15 protein-coding genes are annotated in these 16,608 nt (G+C 33.6%); 5 read left to right on the plus strand and 10 right to left on the minus strand.

The annotated features are described in order from the left end of the window. Positions 1-169: 169 nt before the first annotated feature. Positions 170-3,319: a PAS domain S-box protein gene (locus AAEO59_RS00370; protein WP_341698778.1), complete on the plus strand. Its 3,150-nt coding sequence runs from the start codon at positions 170-172 to the stop codon at positions 3,317-3,319. Then, positions 3,306-3,704 carry a response regulator gene (locus tag AAEO59_RS00375; RefSeq protein ID WP_341698779.1) on the plus strand — a complete coding sequence of 133 codons (399 nt, stop codon included), beginning with the start codon at positions 3,306-3,308 and terminating at the stop codon, positions 3,702-3,704. The genes AAEO59_RS00370 and AAEO59_RS00375 overlap by 14 nt, the downstream gene beginning before the upstream one ends. A 13-nt stretch (positions 3,705-3,717) precedes the next feature. On the opposite strand, the gene AAEO59_RS00380 is transcribed toward AAEO59_RS00375, so the two are convergent. The 10 genes from AAEO59_RS00380 to AAEO59_RS00425 form a co-directional block, all read right to left on the minus strand. Continuing rightward, a complete protein-coding gene (locus tag AAEO59_RS00380) occupies positions 3,718-4,542 on the minus strand; it encodes an MOSC domain-containing protein (RefSeq protein ID WP_341698780.1) in 825 nt (274 codons plus the stop codon). Positions 4,543-4,574: 32 nt separating this feature from the next. Beyond that, positions 4,575-7,013, minus strand: coding sequence for a heavy metal translocating P-type ATPase (locus tag AAEO59_RS00385; protein WP_341698781.1), 2,439 nt, complete (start codon positions 7,011-7,013; stop codon positions 4,575-4,577). A gap of 71 nt (positions 7,014-7,084) precedes the next feature. Continuing rightward, complete coding sequence (locus tag AAEO59_RS00390; RefSeq protein ID WP_341698782.1) at positions 7,085-7,474, minus strand: heavy metal-binding domain-containing protein; 390 nt, start codon at positions 7,472-7,474, stop codon at positions 7,085-7,087. A 95-nt stretch (positions 7,475-7,569) separates the two neighbouring features. Beyond that, positions 7,570-8,130 carry an AraC family transcriptional regulator gene (locus AAEO59_RS00395; RefSeq protein ID WP_341698783.1) on the minus strand — a complete coding sequence of 187 codons (561 nt, stop codon included), beginning with the start codon at positions 8,128-8,130 and terminating at the stop codon, positions 7,570-7,572. An 85-nt stretch (positions 8,131-8,215) separates the two neighbouring features. Then, the gene (locus AAEO59_RS00400) at positions 8,216-8,914 is read right to left on the minus strand and encodes a DUF3347 domain-containing protein (protein WP_341698784.1); all 699 of its coding nucleotides are present in this window, start codon (positions 8,912-8,914) and stop codon (positions 8,216-8,218) included. Positions 8,915-9,015: 101 nt separating this feature from the next. Continuing rightward, on the minus strand, positions 9,016-9,354 hold the full coding sequence (locus AAEO59_RS00405) for a phage holin family protein (protein ID WP_341698785.1): 339 nt from the start codon (positions 9,352-9,354) through the stop codon (positions 9,016-9,018). A gap of 88 nt (positions 9,355-9,442) precedes the next feature. Then, positions 9,443-11,359 (minus strand): family 43 glycosylhydrolase, encoded by a 1,917-nt coding sequence (locus tag AAEO59_RS00410; protein WP_341698786.1) that lies wholly within the window; start codon positions 11,357-11,359, stop codon positions 9,443-9,445. Positions 11,360-11,373: 14 nt separating this feature from the next. Next, the gene (locus AAEO59_RS00415) at positions 11,374-12,462 is read right to left on the minus strand and encodes a glycoside hydrolase family 43 protein (protein WP_341698787.1); all 1,089 of its coding nucleotides are present in this window, start codon (positions 12,460-12,462) and stop codon (positions 11,374-11,376) included. Positions 12,463-12,602: 140 nt separating this feature from the next. After that, on the minus strand, positions 12,603-13,364 hold the full coding sequence (locus tag AAEO59_RS00420; RefSeq protein WP_341698788.1) for an alpha/beta fold hydrolase: 762 nt from the start codon (positions 13,362-13,364) through the stop codon (positions 12,603-12,605). An 18-nt stretch (positions 13,365-13,382) separates the two neighbouring features. Beyond that, a complete protein-coding gene (locus AAEO59_RS00425; RefSeq protein WP_341698789.1) occupies positions 13,383-14,096 on the minus strand; it encodes a pyridoxine 5'-phosphate synthase in 714 nt (237 codons plus the stop codon). Positions 14,097-14,211: 115 nt separating this feature from the next. Here AAEO59_RS00425 and AAEO59_RS00430 point away from each other — a divergent pair, with 115 nt between their 5' ends. From AAEO59_RS00430 to porG, 3 genes are all read left to right on the plus strand, one after another. Further along, positions 14,212-14,868, plus strand: a complete 657-nt coding sequence (locus AAEO59_RS00430; RefSeq protein WP_341698790.1) for a CBS domain-containing protein — start codon at positions 14,212-14,214, stop codon at positions 14,866-14,868. A gap of 4 nt (positions 14,869-14,872) precedes the next feature. Further along, positions 14,873-15,757, plus strand: coding sequence for an NAD kinase (locus AAEO59_RS00435; RefSeq protein WP_341698791.1), 885 nt, complete (start codon positions 14,873-14,875; stop codon positions 15,755-15,757). Between the two features lie 165 nt (positions 15,758-15,922). Then, positions 15,923-16,606, plus strand: a complete 684-nt coding sequence (gene porG / locus AAEO59_RS00440) for a type IX secretion system protein PorG (RefSeq protein ID WP_341698792.1) — start codon at positions 15,923-15,925, stop codon at positions 16,604-16,606. The last annotated feature ends 2 nt before the right edge of the window (positions 16,607-16,608 follow it).

Raw genomic sequence — 16,608 nt, forward strand, 5'->3', positions numbered from 1 at the left:
ATTTCCATAATACGTTATATTTAATAATCTCATTTCTTACATTATCATAAAAAAACTATTTTTTTTAACAATTATTTTTTTTGTTTTTAGCAATCTATATTTATACTTTTATACCAAACCCTAGGTGATTCATCACTTAACAAAGCCCATAAATCGTTAATTCATTAAGATGGAAATACCACATATCCCAGAAAACGAAGATCAAAGATTAGCAGAACTTCATTCTTACAAAATTATTGGAACTTTAGAAGATGATGATTACGATTTTTTGACCCGAATGGCCGCCGAAATTTGTGGAACAAAAATCTCATTAATTAGTCTTATTACCGAAGACAAACAATGGTTTTTATCTCATCATGAATTAAAAGAGCGTGAAACAGCAAAAGATTTAGCTTTTTGTGCTCACGCTATCAATCAACCCAATGAAATATTCATCATCGAAGATTCTACAAAGGACGAACGTTTTTTTGACAATCCATTAGTTACTGATTACCCAAAAGTGATATTTTACGCAGGAATACCATTAATTAATGAAAACGGCTTCCCTTTAGGCACAATTTGCGTTATTGACGACAAACCTAAAAAACTTTCTGAAAAGCAAATAGACTCGTTAAAATTACTAGCTAAACAAGTAATTAATCTATTAGAACTTCGCAGAAAAACTTTTGAACTAAAAGAGCAAAATAAAGAACTTGAAAAAACGTCTCTTTTATTCAATGAAAGTCAGCGAATCAATAAAATTGGCGCGTGGGAATTAGACTTATCTACAGGAATTGCTTTTTGGACTGATGAAGTCTATCAAATACATGAAGTAGCAAATGATTTAGTATTTGACAAATCAAAAGCAATTGATTTTTACCATCCTGACGACAGACATATTATTATAAATGCTATCGAAAACACCATAAAAACAGGAGAACCTTTTGATGTACAATGTCGTTTTATTACAGCCAAGAAAAATTTTAAATGGGTTCGTTCCTCCGGTAAAGCATGGATTGAAAACGGAAAAATAACCAAACTTTTTGGAACTTTTCAAGACATCACCAAATTCAAAGAATCAGAACAAAAATACCAGGGAATTTTCAACTCTACATTTTCATTTATTGGCTTATTGGATACTAAAGGAATTTTAATTGAAGCCAACGAAACTGCAATCAAAACAGCTGGCATCAAATCAGAAGATGTTATTGGCAAACCATTTTGGGATTGTTATTGGTGGCAAATTTCAAAAGAGACCCAAAAAACCTTAAAAGAAAATTTCAACAAAGCACTAAACGGGGAAGAAATCTCACATGAAGTATTAATCTGGATTGCTAATCAAAATCCGGTAACGATTCTTTTTAGCATGCGCCCTGTTTATGACCAAAATAACAATATTGTTTTTATCGTTCCGGAAGGAAGACCTATACAGGAAATTGTTGATGATCGTTTTCGCTTTAAAGCTGTTTTAGAGGGAACTAATGTGGGTACTTGGGAATGGAATGTTCAAACTGGAGAGACTGTTTTCAATGAACGTTGGGCTGAAATAGTTGGTTACACTTTAGATGAGCTATCACCAATAGACATTAATACCTGGATAAAACTCGCCCATCCTGATGATTTGGAAGAATCTGGACGAAGATTAAATTTATGTTTTGAAGGGAAAGCTGAATTTTACGAATTAGAAGCCCGTATGAAGCATAAAAACGGTTCATGGATTTGGGTTCATGACAGAGGGAAAGTTTTCAGTTGGACTGATGACGGTAAACCTTTGATGATGTATGGAACTCATAAAGACATCACCAGCAGAAAATTCAAAGAAGAAAAATTACGTATTAACGAAGAAGCTTTTAGAGGCAACTTTGAACAGGCTGCCATTGGAATGGCTTTACTAAATGGAAGAGGACAATGGCTAAAAGTCAACAAAAAACTGTGTCAAATCATAGGTTATTCAGAAGAAGAATTAATAAAACTCACTTTTCAAGATATTACACACCCAGATGATTTAGAAGCCGACTTGACTTTACTTCAGGAATTAGTAGAAGGAAAAAGAGATGGCTATATCATGGAAAAAAGATATTTCCATAAAAACGGACAAATAATATATGCCACTTTAGGTGTCTCTATGGTAAAAGATGAAAATGGAGCCATTCTCTACTTTATTTCTCAGATTTTAGACATTACAGCACAAAAAACCATTGAAAAACAATTAGCCAAAACCAATGCTTATAACGAAGCTTTGTTAAACGCAAGTTCTGAAGTAGCCATCATTGGTACAGATCTTAATGGTACAATTACCGCTTTTAATGACGGTGCCGAGTTTTTAATAGGTTATAAAGCCGAAGAAGTTATTGGCAAAGTAACTCCGCAAATCATTCACGTTGCTGAGGAAGTAATAAATGTTGGTCAGGAAATATTTGAAAACACAGGCAACAAAGTAGAAGGCTTTGAAGTTTTTGTACATAAAGCCAGAAAAGGAATATCCGAAACCAGAGAGTGGACTTACGTTAGAAAAGACGGTAGTACATTCCCTATTTTATTATCAGTAAACCCGCTTATTCAAAACGGAGAATTAACCGGTTTTTTGGGTGTAGCTACTGATATCAGCAATTTAAAAAAGGCAGAAGAAGAGACTCTTGCATTATTGGAAATTGCCGAATCACAAAACGAGCGCTTAAAAAACTTTGCTTACATTGTTTCTCACAATTTGCGTTCTCATTCTGGCGGTATCAGCACCTTAATTGAACTAATTGAGTTAGAACATCCGGATTTTAGTCAAACAGACTTTTTTGATTATCTAAAAAAATCTTCGGAAAATCTTACTGCAACCATATCTCATCTAACTGAAGTGGTTCAAATTAATTTATCTACTAAGGAAAAAAGCAAAAATATTCAGTTAAAACCAATCATTGACAATAACATCATAAGTTTAATATCATTAGCTAACAAAGCAAATATTACAATAAAAAATGAAGTTGAAGATAACATAGGAGTCCATGTTATTCCTGCCTATTTAGATAGTGCTATAATGAACTTTATTACCAATGCTATTAAATATCGCTCTTCAGAAAGAGACAGTTATCTAAAAATTCAGTCTGACAAAACAGAAAAGCATACCATACTAAAATTCACAGACAACGGTTTAGGTATTGATTTAAAAAAACACGGCCATAAACTATTTGGCATGTACAAAACCTTTCATCAGCATGATGATTCCAGAGGAATTGGTTTATTTATAACCAAAAACCAAATAGAATCTATGAATGGTAAAATTGAAGTAGAAAGTGAAGTAAATATTGGTACTACATTTAAAATATATTTAGAACATGAAAAAATTTGATTTATTGTGTATTATTGAAGATGATCCAACCCATCTGTTTATTACAAAAAAAATGATAGAAATGTCAGGAATGGTCAAAAACATAATGGTTTACAAAAACGGCAAAGAAGCATACGACAAACTCAAAGCTATTTTTACATCTAGCCAAACATTACCAGAAATTATATTACTGGATTTAAATATGCCTATATGGGACGGATGGCAATTCCTTGATGAATTCACTAAAATCCCTATAAAATCAAAGATAATCATATACATCCTCACCAGTTCAAATAGTGAAGAAGATAAACAACAAGCAGAAAAATATAATTTGAATGACAATTATCTTATCAAACCAATTTCACTAAAAGAAATAAAAACAATACTTGCCGAAATTGATTGCTAAAACAAAAAGAACCCTAAACAACTGGGTTCTTTTTTTGTATATTGACTATATCTCCTATTTGCAATAAACCTTCCTGAGCTGCAATTACATTTTGCCCAAATATCACTTTATTACCTACTTTTTTATAAGTTGAAAGTGTATACAAAGGGTCTTTACCTGAAAAAACACCTTTTTCAGGATCTACAGTTGTCATCACACATCTTCCACAGGGTTTCACTCCATAAAAAGGAAGAGTGCCAATAGTAAATTCACGCCACTTTTCTTCTTCGTAAGCTTCACCTCCTGTAAAAACAAAATTAGGTCTAAATCGACGGATACTAACCGCTTCTTCCAAACGGGAATTCAAATCATCTAAAGAAGACTTCCCAATGAGTAAAAATGGAAATCCATCCGAAAAAGAAGTAATATCATCAGGACTAATTGAATAATCAGGATCTACTTTGCGCTCACTTTCTTCCGGCATATAAACCAATCTGACTTTAAAACCTAAAATTCCAGAAAACCAAGCTGAAACTTCCTCATCGACCTCAACAGCCTGCACCGCATCTTCCCAAACCATTACTTCGGTCAAAAGACGTTCTTCTTTTTGCGAAAGCGGAAATCGCACACTGCCTTTTGAAATATCTTTATGATAAATAGATAAAAAAGTTCCTTCTATTTTAGGTTCAAACAAAACCAACTCAGGATATTTTCTCTGGGTTACGAACACACCCTTTTCATCTACCAGCATCCATCTTCTGTCATATTCTAATCCTCTTTTAGTAACCTTAGATTCTTCTAATGGAATTCCTGCTAGAGATTTTACGGGATAAATCCAAATTTCCGAAAGTTGCAACATCTTTTTTCTTCAAAAATAAAAAAACTTGATGATTATAGTTCCAAATTTCGCAATCGCAAAGCATTTGTAATTACTGAAACAGAACTAAAGCTCATCGCTAAAGCCGCAATCATTGGGGATAATAAAATTCCTAAAACAGGATATAAAACTCCAGCCGCAACAGGAATTCCGATGACATTATACAAAAATGCAAAAAACAAATTCTGATGGATATTTCGCATTACCGCTTCGCTCAATTTTTTGGCTTTGACAATTCCCTGCAAATCTCCTTTTACCAAAGTAATTTTGGCACTTTCGATTGCCACATCCGTTCCGGTTCCCATCGCAATACCTACATCAGATTGTGCCAAAGCTGGTGCGTCATTAATTCCATCTCCAGCCATCGCAACAATTTTTCCCTCAGCTTGTAATTTTTGGATAACTTTTAGTTTATCCTCAGGCAAACATCCCGCTTGAAAAGAACTCAAATGCAAAGTTTCGGCCACAGCCTGAGCCGTATTTTGATTATCACCGGTAAGCATAGCTACCTCTACTCCAGCCTGCATCAACTCCTGAACTGCGTTAATACTAGTAGCTTTTAAAGCATCTGTAATCACAACAAATCCAATAACTGTCTTATCAATTACAATATACGAAACGGTTTTCCCCTTTTTTTGTTCCGTAATAACCTGCTCTTCAATCGTTGAAGAAATTGCTACTTTGCTATCTTCCAAAAGCTTTTTATTACCTAAAAATACTTCTTTTCCATCTACAATCCCCATCACACCTTTTCCGGTAATGGCTTCAAAATTTTCAGCAGCAACTAAAGCGATATTTTTTGCTTTAGCAAAATGGACTATGGCCTGCGCCAAAGGATGTTCACTGTACTGATTCACAGCAGCAACCGCCTGAATCACCTCATCCTCCTGCCCGTTAAAAACCTGAATTTTTTCCACCGAAGGTTTGCCTTCTGTCAAAGTTCCTGTTTTATCAGTTATTAAAACATTCACCCTATTCATGTTTTCCAGGGCCTCCGCACTTTTTATTAAAACGCCCAGTTGCGCTCCTTTGCCCACTCCTACCATTACCGACATAGGGGTAGCCAATCCCAAAGCACAAGGACAAGCAATAATTAATACTGCAACTGCATTGATAAATCCGTAAATGAGTGCATTTTCTTCGGGACCAAATTTGGCCCAAACTAAAAAAGTAATAACAGCCACGGCAACGACAATCGGCACAAAATATTTTGAAATTCGATCGGCTAATTTTTGAATAGGCGCTCTGGAACGACTGGCATAGTTGACCATTTTTACAATTTGCGAAAGCAAGGTTTCAGCCCCTACTTTTTCGGCAAGCATTAGGAAAGATTTGTTTCCGTTGATGGTTCCAGCTACCACAGCATCTCTTTTCTTTTTATCCAAAGGAATCGGTTCTCCGGTAATCATGGATTCATCAATACTACTTTCTCCCTCAGTTATTTTTCCGTCAACCGGAATTTTATCTCCAGGTTTCACTCTTAAAATATCACCTTTTTTTATAGCATCAATAGCAATGACTTTTTCTATTCCATTTTCAACCAAAATAGCTTCTGTTGGCGCTAATTTCAATAATTCTTTTATGGCACCACTAGTTCGACTGTGCGCTCGGGCTTCTAACAACTGCCCTAGCAAGACTAGAGTTAAAATCACTGTAGTCGCTTCAAAATACAAGTGCACTGTTCCCATTTCGGTTTTAAATTCGGCAGGAAAAAAATGAGGAAACAGCAATCCAAAAACACTGAACAAGAAGGCTACACCAGCACCAATCCCGATAAGCGTGAACATATTCAAATTCCAACTTATTATTGATTTCCAGGCACGTTCAAAAAACATCCAAGCGGCATAAAAAACAACCGGCAATGACAACATGAACTGCACCCAGTTCCAACTTTCCATATCCAACAAATGCATCAAAGGATTGTGCGGAATCATATCAGACATGGCAATAATGAAAATTGGCACCGTAAATAACAAGGCTATTTTCATTTTTTTAAGCAAATCGGTATAGCTTTTATTTTCGTCATTTGGGTTAGCTTCTATGGTTACCAAATCCATTCCGCACACCGGGCAATCGCCTGCTTTATCATACACCTTATCCCCTTCGCAAAACATCGGGCAATAATATTTCCCGACCAGTTTTGACCTCAGTTCTGGTTTTAAATTTTGATGGTTTTGATAGTGCGAATGATTTGAAGTATTACAGCAAGATTTAGCTTGTGGTTCTTCCGTTTTTTTGGCTTCAGAATGCGCCATTTCAATCGTATAATTTCCTGCTTTTGCCAAAACTTCTTGTAATTGTGAAGTAGGCAGATGTTTTTCCATTTGGATAATTGCTTCCGGTGGATTAAGCGTAACATTTGCCTCAATACCTTCAATAGTATTCAATGTTTTTTCTACTTTGGTACGACATCCGTCACAACTCATTCCTGTAACTATATAAGTATGTTTCATGAGAGTAAGCTATACAAATAAGTCCTGTAAAAACAGGACTCATTCAATTAAAAAATAAATTCTAAACTATTTTATTCTTTCGAATCCATGTCTTTATGCATTTCTTCTTTCATTTTCCCCATATCGTCCTTCATGCTTTTCATCGCTTTCATATCCATTCCGCATTTGGAACATTTAGATGGTTTATCACTCATTTCGCTAGAATGCATTGGACAGCAAAATTTCTTTGCATTTTTGTCAGCTTTCATTTTTTTATGCTTTCCTTCTTTCATTTTTTTAGCAACCAAATCCATCCCGCATTTAGGACATTTTCCGGGTTGATCACTTTTTATTTCCGGATGCATCGGACAAGTGTAAATGTTTTTTGAAGCTTCTTTTGTAGAAGATCTCTCAGTGGTTTGAGCAACAACTGTTACACTAACCGCTAAGAACAGACTTAGTAAAAGGAGTATTTTTTTCATGACTTTATAAATTTATATTGGGTTAATTTTTTATTCAAAGTTCAGAAAAGAATGCTTTATGCTCCTTGTACAATTTTGATTATGATTTGTATAATTTATAATTTATCGATTTCTCTTCGGGAATTTTCTTGTGATTGTTTATAAGCTGTAGGTGACATTCCTGTTATTTTTTTAAATTGATTGCTCAAATGCGCTACATCGGTATAATTTAACTGAAAAGCAATTTCACTCAGGCTTAACTCATTATAATTCATCAGCTCTTTTACTTTTTCTATTTTTTGGCTGATGAAATAATGCTCAATCGTGATTCCTTCATTTTCAGAAAACATATTACTTAAAACGCTATAATCCTGTTTTAAATCATCGGCAATATAACTGGACAAATTCATTTTCAATTGTTCATTTTGATGATGTACCAATGTTACAATTAGATTTTTTATTCGCTCAATAGTTTTACTTATTTTATCATCTAGTAATTCAAAACCCAGCGCTTTTAATTGTTCTGATAACTGTTGCTTCTCTGATTCATTCAAAGATGCATCAATTTCCACTTCGCCTAACTTAACCGATAGGACAGAAATATTCATCGATTCAAATAATGATTTGACTACCATTTCGCAACGACCACAAACCATATTTTTAATATAGATTTTCATTTTAAAAAGTTTTAGAATAAAAAAATCCCAACTTAAAAATTCAAGTCGGGATTTAGTTGTATCTTATTTCACAGGCGAATAAAATTTATTTAATTTCTTTAATCATACCGCCACATTCCAGCATTTCTGAACCATAATAAGGATTTTTTATGCCTTTGAATTCACTAATCCAATAACCACTTTTTCCTTCATTATACATTGGGCAATAATCCTGATATAAGTGTTGACTACTTCCAAAAGTGGAAATCAAAGTCGAAATATCTTTACTTAAAACAGCAAAGTACATTCTTTGTTGATCCATTTTTCCATCATTTTTAACAATTAAAGCTGCTTGCTTTTTGGCACTATCGGTACTGTTTAAATATTTTGTCAATAATTTAGAATCTATATTAGCTGTTTTTGTTTCAGTAACCGCCTTCTCAAATTCTTTTGCTGCTGCTGTAGCTTCTTTTTCGTTGTCATTAGCTAAGGCATTTTTGATTTTCAAATAAGCATTAATAATCGCGTCTGTAGAAACAGAAGCTTTTACTTCCGGACTTACTTCGGCAATATCCACTTTTGTATCTTCCGATTCTGCTCCTTTTTTCACAGCTTCTAATTCCATTCCACATTCTGAACAAACATCCCCTTCTTTTCCGGTAATTTCAGGATGCATCGGGCAGCTAAATTGAGTTTCAGTTTTAACCACTACTTTTTCTTCAGCTGCTTTCTCGTCTTTATTTTTTTGATTACAGCTTAGCATTACTAAAGCTAACACCAGTGAAGAAAGAATTATTTTTTTCATTTTATTTTCTATTTTATTTCGTTAAAATTCAATTACAATTAATTTGACACATTAAAAAGGCTGGTTTAATTTCAGCAAAAAGCGTCAATATCTATTGATTACTAATCTTTCAAAAATAGATTTACAAAAGATTGAGAAACTGACAGTATAATACTAAACAATAAAGCAGTAATAAAATTATCTACATCAAAACCGCCTACAATGTTATCACAAAGTATAATAATCAACCCATTGATAACTAATAAAAATAATCCTAATGTAAAAAATGTAATTGGCATTGTAAACAAAACCAAAATAGGTTTAATAAAAACATTTAGCAATCCTAAAACAATTGCAACTATAATTGATGTTGAAAAACTGGCTACATGCACACCTTTCATAAAATGAGAAATAAGTAATACTAAGATGGACGTAGTTAAAATTCTAATAATTAATTTCATTGACTTTATTTTTTAATAGCTCAAAAATACTACTATTTTAAATTGTGGCAATTTCTTTAAATAAGAAATTGCCACAGCCAATGCTGTTTTATTTTGAGACACCTTCAGATGTCATAATAACTCTTTTTAAAGTTCCATCCGAATTATATTCTAATTTATCTATACATACAGAACGACTGTAGCTACTACCAATTGTTTGCATTGCTCCATTATGATAAATAAAATAAGGCTTTCCTTTAAACTCCAGTATTGCCTGATGATTCGTATTAGAATTTCCTGCAATTTCATTCAAAATTCCTTTATACACATATGGACCTTCGATGGAATCTGCCATGGCATAGGCTATTTTTTCAGGAAAACCACTAGCATAGCTCAGGTAATATTTTCCATTTTTTTTGTGTACCCATGGAGCTTCGGTAAACTGTAAACCTTCAAAATCGATTTTCTTTACCGGACCATCTAACTCAATCATATTCTCTTTCAACTTAGCATAATAACATACGCCATTCCCCCAAAACAGCCAAGCCTGTCCGTCATCATCAATAAAAACAGCGGGATCGATACAAGTCCAACCGTGAGTGGAAGCAAAACAATCAGCATTCGTTAAAAGTGGTTTTCCTAAAGCATCTTTATAAGGACCTTGCGGTCTATCGGCCACCGCTACTCCTATTCCGGAACCATTGGTACTGATATACCAATAGTATTTCCCGTTTCTTTTAATAGCGTGTCCGGCATAAGCATCATTGGTTTTATCCCATTTAAAATCTTCGATTTTTAAAGGAACAGGATATTCGGTCCAATTTTTCAAATCGGTGGTTGAAAAAACCAACCAATCTTTCAATTTATAGCCTTTTTGTCCGCCTTCATAATCATGACCTGTAAATAGCCATAAAGTATCCTTTTCTACAAAAGCAGCCGGATCGGCAGTATATTTATGCTTAATAATAGGATTTCCTGCCGATTGAAAACGATAATTTCCATCCTTAGACAACAACAAACTTTGTGGCACTCCTCCCCATTTTTCGTTTAATCGTTGCGCTTCCTCTTTGGTTATACTAATTACACTTCCATGTCGTGGAAAGAAATCTTTCGTAAATGATTCTGTCTTTTCGGTAAAATGATACAAATCTTTAGAACGTTGAAATTCATATCGACCACTTGAATACAAATCATACATCAAAATGTATTCGTCACTGTTATTCAATTTGAAAACTGAAGAACCCTCTACTCCTGTTTTATCATTGGCGTAAGCATCTAAATAATTAAAACGCTCTTTATAAGGTCCTAATAATTTTTTACTGGTAGCCTGTTTGATTCCGTTTTGGATTTCTTTACCATTGGCATCTTTGGTATTCCCTTTGTAAAACAAATGATAAATGCCATCTTTGAAAATAATATCTCCATCAATAGCGCCATCTTTGGCACTGTATAATAATTTTGGTTCTGATTCCAGAGCGGTAAAATCTTTATTGGCGTAAGCCGCATAAAAATCTAATTTTTCATTGTATTTAAAACGAACAGTAAAATAGACCAAATACTTTTTGGCTTTTGTATCATAGAAAGTTTGCGGCGCCCAAACCCATTTGATGTCTTTGAATTTCTTTGGATATAATTTTTCAATATCAATAACAGATGATTTCCAATCCAAAAGATTTTTAGAATGCATCAAAACAATTCCCGGATTATAATCCCAGCCGTTTTTCTTAGTATTCATATCCGTAGCCACCATATAAAAACTGTTTCCATCAGCTCCTCTTAAAATATGCGGGTCACGAATTCCTTCTGTATTTGAAATATCTTTAGAAGGAATAATAGGTTCATTATTATTTAATGCTTTCCAGTTTATTGCATCATCACTCACCGCAAAACGCAATTGTTCCTGCTGACTTGCAGCACCTTTTCCTTCAAAATAAGCAAAAAGATAGCCCTTAAAATCTTTGTTTTGAGCGACTAAATTGTACACACTCAAAAAAGTGAAAAATGCAATTTTATATACTGCTTTCATATGTTCTTTTGTTCTTAAAATGAAAAATTCAAATTCCAATGTTTAGCAAATCGTTCGGCTTCTTTTTTCGTTAAATGGATCACAGCTCCATGTTTTTGAACTGAAAAATTGGTACGCTTCATCACACCCTCATCAAAATGTCCCAGATTTTTGAAAGTTTTAAAATCCGTTGTTTCAGCAAAACCAAAATTATGTGGATTTACACTAAAAATATCATACATCAACACCCATTTATTTTCTCCAATTCGTTGGAATACATTTGGGGCTTCACAAGATTTTTTTTCAAAATCAATTTGTTCCGGCTGATAGACATAACCACTGTTTATCTTATCAGAAAAAGCCATTTTAATTCCACCCGGATTTTCCTGAGCCACATACATCATACAAAATCTCCCGTCAGGCAACTTGGTAATGTCCGCATCTAAAATCTGCTTCGTACTATCCGGATATTCAAAAAGAATTTCAGGTGTGGTCTCCAAAGCCGTAAAATCCTTATTCATATAGGCATAATACAATTTGGTTTTTCCTTTACCTTTACGCATCGTAAAATAAATCATGATTCTGTCTTTGGCTTCATCATAAATCAACTCGGGAGCCCAAACACAGCCTACATTCCATTCCGGATAGGCTTTATCAATATCTAAAATCGAATGCGACCAATGAATCAAATCTTTTGATTTCATCAAAACCAAGTCTCTGTTATTCCCCCAGTCGTATTTATCACCGGGACGCTCCCATTCGGTATCTCGGTAACCTTTTTGTTTGCCATAAATATGTAAATCGGTCATGGCAATATAAAAATAGCCGTCGTTACCACGCATAATATAAGGATCCCGAATTCCTTTTTGCTCTGCAATCGTATCACCGGCAATTACAGGTTTCCCACTATTCACATCAGTAAATTTATAACCATCTTTGCTCAAGGCAAAATACAATCCGTGGGTATCATCTTTAAAGTAAGTCATCAAATAAGCACTCATTTTATCTTTTGAAGCTTTATTTTTAACAGAACTACAGGCTGAAAAAAGAAAAACACTTACCCAAAACAAGGTACAGTATTTTGTTATTTTATTAATCTTTAAAAAAAAAGTTCCTATTTTCATTTTAAATTGTTTTATGGTTTAAAGGTTAATTTTTTGCAGAACAACAAACTTAAGTGTTTTTTTTACATTTATCAAAAAAACATAAAAAAAAACAGCAACCCAAAAAAAGTGACTGTTTTATATTTTATAAATCAAAAAAGTTATTTCAAAAAAGAAATTACCATTTGGTAAAACAAAGCAGGATTTTCGGCATGAAGCCAATGTCCTGCATTAGGAATTGTTTCTAATTTCATTGATGGAAAATGAACAGCTATACTCTCAACATCTTCATCTAAAATATAATTTGAACTACCTCCTCTAATAAAAAGTGTTGGTTTCTCAAAAACTAATTCCGATGGTAATGCTACCCCTATTTCCCCTACTTTTTCATTAAAAACAGCAAGATTAAATCGGAATGCTAATTGTCCTGGCTCTTTCCAATACAAGTTTTTTAACAAAAACTGTCTAGTTCCGAAATCGGTTATGTATTGCCCTAAAGTAGCCTCAACATCAGCACGACTTGGTTTTACTGAAAAATCAACAGCATTCAATCCAGCTAAAATGGTTTGATGATGTGGTGCATAATATTTAGGGCCAATATCGGCAACAATTAATTTTTCGACCATTTCAGGATATCGGGTTGCAAAAAGCATCGCTATTTTCCCGCCCATAGAATGACCTAAAATATTAACTGATTCTAAAGCATGTTCCTGACAATAAGCAAAAACATCCTGAACCATCAACTCATAATTAAATTCATCCGACTGAAAACTACGTCCATGATTACGCATATCAATCATATGTACCTGAAAACCTTCTCCAGCAAATTGTTGCCCTAGGGTTTTCCAATTGTCAGACATTCCCAGAAAACCATGAATGATTAAAAAAGGCTTCCCTTCTCCTTCTATTTTTGAATACAACATTAAAATGACTTTTATAAATTATTTCAGTTTTCGCAAATACATATTTACAACGTTTTCCAAGCCTAAATACAAAGCTTCTGAAATCAAGGCATGACCGATAGAAACTTCTAATAATCCTGGAATATTTTGTTTAAAAAACTGAATATTATCCAAACTCAAATCATGACCAGCGTTGATTCCTAAACCTAATTCATTGGCTAATTTGGCAGCTGAGACATAAGGATCAATACCTTTTTCGTTACCTAAACTGTATTGATGTGCAAAAGCTTCGGTATATAATTCGATACGGTCAGTACCGGTTTTCTTAGCCCCTTCAATCATTTCCAGTACAGGATCTACAAAAATGGAAGTACGAATGCCGTTTCTTTGAAATTCCTGAATCATCTCAGTTAAATAATCCTGATACTTAATTGTATCCCAACCTGCCGAAGAAGTAATTGCTCCAATGGCATCCGGCACTAAAGTAACCTGATCAGGCTTACATTCCAAAACCAAATCAATGAAATTATGTTGTGGATTTCCCTCAATATTGTATTCAGTATAAACAATTGATTTTAAATCGCGGGCATCCTGATAACGAATGTGACGCTCATCAGGACGAGGATGAATAGTGATTCCCTGTCCTCCAAATTTTTGAATATCTGTGGCTACTTTTAATAAATCGGGAACATTTCCGCCACGGGCATTTCGTAAAGTAGCTATTTTATTGATGTTTACACTTAACTTTGTCATTGGAACGTTTTTTGATTACGAAAAACTATATTTTGGTTACAAAAATACAAAGTAAAACCTAGGCGTTTTTGCCTTTTTTTGATTATTTTGCATAAAAATTGAGAACTCAGCTAATATGGAAATTACAAATTACATCAACAATGATTTCAAACCTATTGACAGTCAAGAAACTATTGCTGCTGTAAAGGATTTCTTGATTGATTTTGAGTTTTCTCATTTCCCTATTATTGAAGAAGGAATTTATATTGGAAGTATTTCTGCCGAAGATGTTGAAACATTTGAAGAAGAAAAAACAGTTGCTGATTATAAATATACACTCGAAACCTTTTTTATCAGAACGGATGCATTATGGCTGGAAGTTCTTGAAGTTTTTGCCAAAAATCATTCTAATTTAATTCCCGTTTTAGACGAAAACAATAAATATGTCGGATATTATGAAATGGAAGACATTATTAACTTTTTTCACCAAACTCCTTTCATAAAAGAACAGGGTGTAATTATCAAAATAAAAAAAGGAATAATCGATTATTCTATGAGTCAAATTGCCCAAATTGTTGAAAGCAACAATGGTAAACTTTTGGGATTATTTATATCTGAAACCGATGTAGACAGTGTTGAAATAACCCTAAAATTAACTTCGGGAGCCATTAACGAGATTATTCAAACTTTTAGAAGATACAATTACGAAATCATATCCGAACACCACGAAGATTCTTATATAGCTAATTTAAAAGAACGTTCAGACTATTTAGACAAATACCTTAACATGTAACCCAATGAAGATAGCCATTTACGGTCAATATTATCAAAATAGTACAGAACCTATCATAAAAGATATCTTTCAATTCTTTAATAAAAACAACATTGAAATTGTTATTGAATCCAATTTCTTGAAACTTATACAAGAGAAAAAAATCATTAAAAAGGAATACAAAACCTTTTGTTCTCATCTTGAATTAGATTCAAGCTTTGACATGCTACTAAGCATTGGAGGCGACGGAACCATTTTAAGAGCAGCAGCCTTAGTGAGAGATTCCGGAATCCCTATTTTAGGCATCAATGCAGGCCGACTTGGTTTTTTAGCCACAGTTCCAAAAGAAAATATTGATAAATTTTTACAAATTGTTATCGATAAAAAATATAGCCTTTCAAAAAGAACACTTCTTACTTTAAGCTGTACTCCCGAAAATGAAGCCTTAAACGACATTAACTTTGCAATGAACGAAGTTTCTGTTAGCCGTAAAGACACCACATCGATGATAACTATCGAAACGTACTTAAACGGAGAAATACTGAACTCTTATTGGGCAGACGGTTTAATTATTTCTACTCCTACCGGCTCTACAGGTTATTCCTTAAGTTGCGGAGGCCCTATATTAACTCCAGACGTAAAAAGCTTGGTAATTACTCCTATTGCTCCACACAATCTAAATGCAAGACCACTGGTCATTCCGGATGAAACCGAAATCATGTTAAAAGTTTCAGGTCGCGAAGAAAACTATTTGGTTTCTTTAGATTCCAGAATAACATCAGTAGGAAATGAATCTGTATTAACAATTAAGAAAACACCTTTCCAAATTAATATGGTAGAAATCCCAAATGAAACCTTCCTAAAAACATTAAGAAGCAAATTACTTTGGGGAGAAGACAAAAGAAATTAATCTTTTTTGCCTCATATTTATACAATTACAATCTAAGTTTGGCGTTTGAATTAAACAGCATTCAATTGTAATAAATCAACTATTTTTCAAAAAAAAGTACATTTATTTTAACGAGTGTTGATTCGTATTGATAATTATTATATTTGCAGGCAATTTTCTATGAAAATGAAAAATTTTTTAAGCATATTATTTTGTTTATTTCTTGGAATAAATTCTCAAGCACAGATACATGAAATAGGTGTCTTTCTTGGCGGAAGCAACTATATTGGTGAAATAGGAAAGACCACCTATATTGCTCCAAATGAACCTGCTTTAGGCATTTTATACAAGTGGAACAGAAGCCCCAGACATGCTTGGAGAATTTCGTACACTCAGTCAACTATTCGTGCAAACGACCTCGATTCTAATGAACCGAGTAGAAGTCTGAGAGGCTATCATTTTGAAAATAGCATAAAAGAACTATCTTTAGGCCTTGAATTCAACTTTTTTGATTTCAATCTTCATACATTAGACCACAAATTCACACCTTATGTGGCCTCGGGAATTAATTTTGTCGCGTATGATGATTTGTATATCGAATTAGGTGAAACAAAGAAAAACAAAGGAAAAAACACTATTGCTATTCCTATTATTTTAGGAATAAAATCGAATATTTCCAGAAGTTTAGTGCTAGGAGCTGAAGTTGGCGCCCGTTTTGCATTTACAGATAATTTAGATGGAAGCAATCCAAAAGAAGATAACTATAAAGCACTGCGGTTTGGAAATTTAAATAATAATGACTGGTATGTCTTCTCTGGTATAACATTAACTTATACCTTTGGCGAAAAACCTTGCTATTGTGCAGAATAAAA

The sequence above is a fragment of the Flavobacterium flavipallidum genome, assembly GCF_038289905.1.
GTDB classification, from domain to species: Bacteria; Bacteroidota; Bacteroidia; order Flavobacteriales; family Flavobacteriaceae; genus Flavobacterium; species Flavobacterium flavipallidum.